Raw genomic sequence first — 3462 nt, 5'->3', positions numbered from 1 at the left:
GAGCTGCTTCGTGATCGCGGATTTGAGATCATCGATGCCGATAAGATTTCGCACTGCGTCCTTGATCGCTGCGCCGTGCAGGTGGCTGAAATTTTCGGCGCGCAGTACGTCGTACAAAAAGATACGCAGGTCAAATTTGATGCCAGCAGAGATGAGGAAAATTTGACCGACTCCCGCGCTTTTGTGGACCGCAAAAAACTAGGCGAGCTGGTGTTTAAAGACCCTGCGGAGCTCGCAAAGCTTGAAGCGCTACTGCATCCAAAGATAACGGCTGAAATTTTATCGCAGGCGCAGGCTTTAGAGGCGAAAGAAAAGCTCTATTTTGTCGATATTCCGCTGTTTTTTGAGGGCAAGAGGTATGAGTTTTTTGATAAAGTGGCGGTCGTTTATGCGCCTAAAGATACGCTGATCGCGCGCGTGATGAAGCGAAACGGGCTGGATCATGCCGCCGCAAAGCACCGCGTAGAACTACAAACGGATATAGAACAAAAGCGCGCTATGGCAGACTTTGTGATAGATAATAGCGGAGATTTGGAAAATCTAAAAGAGAAAACGCGAGAGTTTTTGAAAAAAATTTCGGCGGAGTAGGGCTGTTTTTAAGATATTAAATTTTAGTGAGCTTTTGAAATTTTACATTGGTTAAATTTTGATAAATTTTTTAAAACACAAATACTTAAATTTTGGTCGCTGCAGTTAAATTTGTGAAATTAACTTTACGAGCATGGCCGCAAAATTAACTCAAATTTACCGCTTTCAAGCCGTATTAGCCGTCAAATTTAACCATCACGCCGCATTTTTGATGCCGTTAAATTTAGCGCCTTTAAATTTGAGTTCGCCGCAAAATCTCTTGCCAAATTTCGCCTCGACGATAAGAACTAGCACGAAAAATATCTTTTCGTCGTTTAAAAAAGCGATTTGGCGTAAGGTTTGGTCGGCGTTCCTAAATTTGACGCCGTTTTCGCGCAACGTGCGGCAAAACTCGGCCTCGTCAAAGCCTAGTTTTTGCGAGATCTCAGCGATCGTATAGGGCTCTAGCGAGGCGATGATGCGGTCCATGTTGCACATGCTCGGGTTTTTGCGGCGAGTGACGACGTCTATAAATTCGTTTGCGAGCTTGATGAGCTTTTTCTTGCGATTTATCACGTGCAAAACGGCTGCGAGCGCGACCAAAAAGCCCGCAAATTTATGCGCGCCCATCCAAAATTCGCCGTACTCTCCGAGCGCAAAATTTAGCCCTGAAAACGCGAGCAGACAAAGCCCCAAAATCAGCATGCAAATGAGGCAAAATTTATAAACGATCTCAAATTTAAACATAAAATCCCCTAAAATATATTTTTGAAATTATACATTTTTTAACATAAGCCGTATTTTAAGGACAAATTTAGTCCTTTTATTGATATACATCATTTTTGCGTAAATTTATTTTGGATAAACTTTATACGAATTTTTCAAAAGGAGACAAAGTATGCGTGAATACAAGAAGTATTGGTGGGCGCTGGTAGCAGTCGTTACTATCGCCTTCGGGATACTCGGCTATTACGGCGTAGAGGTTTACCGCGAAGCGCCGCCGGTGGTGAGTTTCGCCGATAAAAACGGCAAAATAATAGTCGAGCAAGAGCAAATTTACAAAGGCCAAGAGGCCTGGCAAAGCATCGGCGGTATGCAGGTGGGCTCGGTGTGGGGACACGGAGCGTATCAGGCGCCTGACTGGACGGCTGATTGGCTGCATAAAGAGCTAGTCGCGTTTATGGATATCAAGGCCGCTCAGCTTTACGGAGCCAAATTTGACGCTCTAAACGCCGAGCAACAAGCCAACATCAAGGCTCTAACAAAGAGCGAATACCGCACGAATACGCTAAAAAACGGCGTTATAACGATCAGCGACGAGAGGATCGCGGCGGCAAAGGTAGTGCGGGGCGAGTATAACGGGCTTTTCGGCAACGATCCGAAATACCAGAAGCTACGCGAAAACTACGCGATGAAAAACAACACGCTAGCCAAAGAGGAAAACCGCGAGCAGCTAAACGATTTCTTCTTCTGGGCGACCTGGGCTACGGCGACGAATCGCCCAAATAGCGAGGCTACGTACACCAACAACTGGCCGCACGAGCCGCTAATCGACAACGTTCCGACGCAAGAAAACGTATTTTGGACGATTATTAGCGTTACGATTTTGGTCGCGGGCGTGGGCTTGCTAGTTTGGTTTTCAAATTTCTACGGCGAAAAAGACAGCGAGAAACTCGCTCCTATCGACGCCGATCCGCTCTCAAGGCTAAATTTGACCCCGTCTCAAAAGGCGCTTGGCAAATACCTTTTCGTAGCGCTCGCGCTTTTTGTTTTCCAGATCATGATAGGCGGCTTCGTGGCGCACTACACGGTCGAGGGGCAGGAGTTTTACGGTATAAATTTATCCGAGCACATCCCGTACTCTTTGGCGCGCACTTGGCACATCCAGGCGAGCATTTTCTGGATCGCGACGGGCTTTTTGGCGGCCGGACTTTTCCTAGCGCCTATCATCAACGGCGGCAAGGATCCTAAATTTCAAAAACTAGGCGTTGATTTGCTTTTCTACGCGCTGCTTTTTCTAGTCGTGGGTAGCTTTATCGGCGAGTACATGGCGATAGCGGGCAAGATGGAAACGTCTACTAGCTTTTGGCTTGGACACCAAGGATACGAGTATATCGAGCTTGGTAGGGTTTGGCAGCTTATTTTGTTTGTCGGTCTTGTTATCTGGATGGCGCTCGTGCTTCGCGGATTCGTCGGCGGATTTAAGGCTGACGGCGATAAAAACCTGCTAGCTATCTTTACGGCTTCTGCTATCGCGGTGGGACTTTTCTACGGCGCGGGGCTATTTTATGGACAAAGAAGCCCGCTGCCGGTGATGGAATACTGGCGCTGGTGGGTCGTTCACCTTTGGGTCGAGGGCTTTTTCGAGGTGTTTGCGACCGCGTCGCTTGCGTTCGTGTTTGCCTCTTTGGGTCTAGTCGGTAAAAAATTTGCGACTTACTCAACCCTAGCAAGCGCTAGTTTATTCTTAATAGGCGGCATCCCTGGCACCTTCCATCACCTTTATTTTGCTGGAACGACCACTCCGATCATGGCGGTGGGCGCTAGCTTTTCTGCGCTTGAGGTCGTGCCTTTGGTGCTTCTTGGAGCAGAGGCCTTTCATCAGTATTCGCTTCAGTTCGCGCAAAGCTGGGCGAAAAATCTCAAATGGCCGCTTTACTGCTTTATCGCGGTGGCGTTTTGGAATATGCTGGGTGCTGGCGTGTTTGGCTTCCTTATCAACCCGCCGCTATTTTTGTTCTACATCCAGGGTCTAAACACCACTTCGGTGCACGGACACGCGGCGCTATTTGGCGTTTACGGATTTTTGGCGCTAGGTTTTGTTTGGCTCGTGGCGCTTTACCTTTTCAAAGGGCAAGAATTTAACGACAAGCTGATGAAAGTAGGCTTTTGGTC

3 protein-coding genes are annotated in these 3462 nt (G+C 47.6%); 2 read left to right on the top strand and 1 reads right to left on the bottom strand.

Annotated elements, in window-relative coordinates; genetic code table 11:
• On the top strand, nt 1-588 hold a 588-nt coding region (coaE, locus tag ACTTJF_RS09925), incomplete at its 5' end, for a dephospho-CoA kinase (RefSeq protein ID WP_442551825.1).
• Nucleotides 589-783: 195 nt separating this feature from the next.
• Here the strand turns inward: coaE and ACTTJF_RS09920 are convergent.
• Nucleotides 784-1314, bottom strand: coding sequence for a chemotaxis protein (locus tag ACTTJF_RS09920; protein WP_442551824.1), 531 nt, complete (start codon nt 1312-1314; stop codon nt 784-786).
• A 151-nt stretch (nt 1315-1465) separates the two neighbouring features.
• Between ACTTJF_RS09920 and ACTTJF_RS09915 the strand changes: the two genes are divergently transcribed.
• Nucleotides 1466-3462, top strand: a 1997-nt coding sequence (locus tag ACTTJF_RS09915; protein WP_442551823.1) for a nitric-oxide reductase large subunit, incomplete at its 3' end; no start/stop codon positions are given.

The organism is Campylobacter sp., from assembly GCF_052170435.1.
Taxonomy (GTDB): Bacteria; Campylobacterota; Campylobacteria; order Campylobacterales; family Campylobacteraceae; genus Campylobacter_A.
This window is presented reverse-complemented; position numbering and strand designations above follow the sequence as displayed.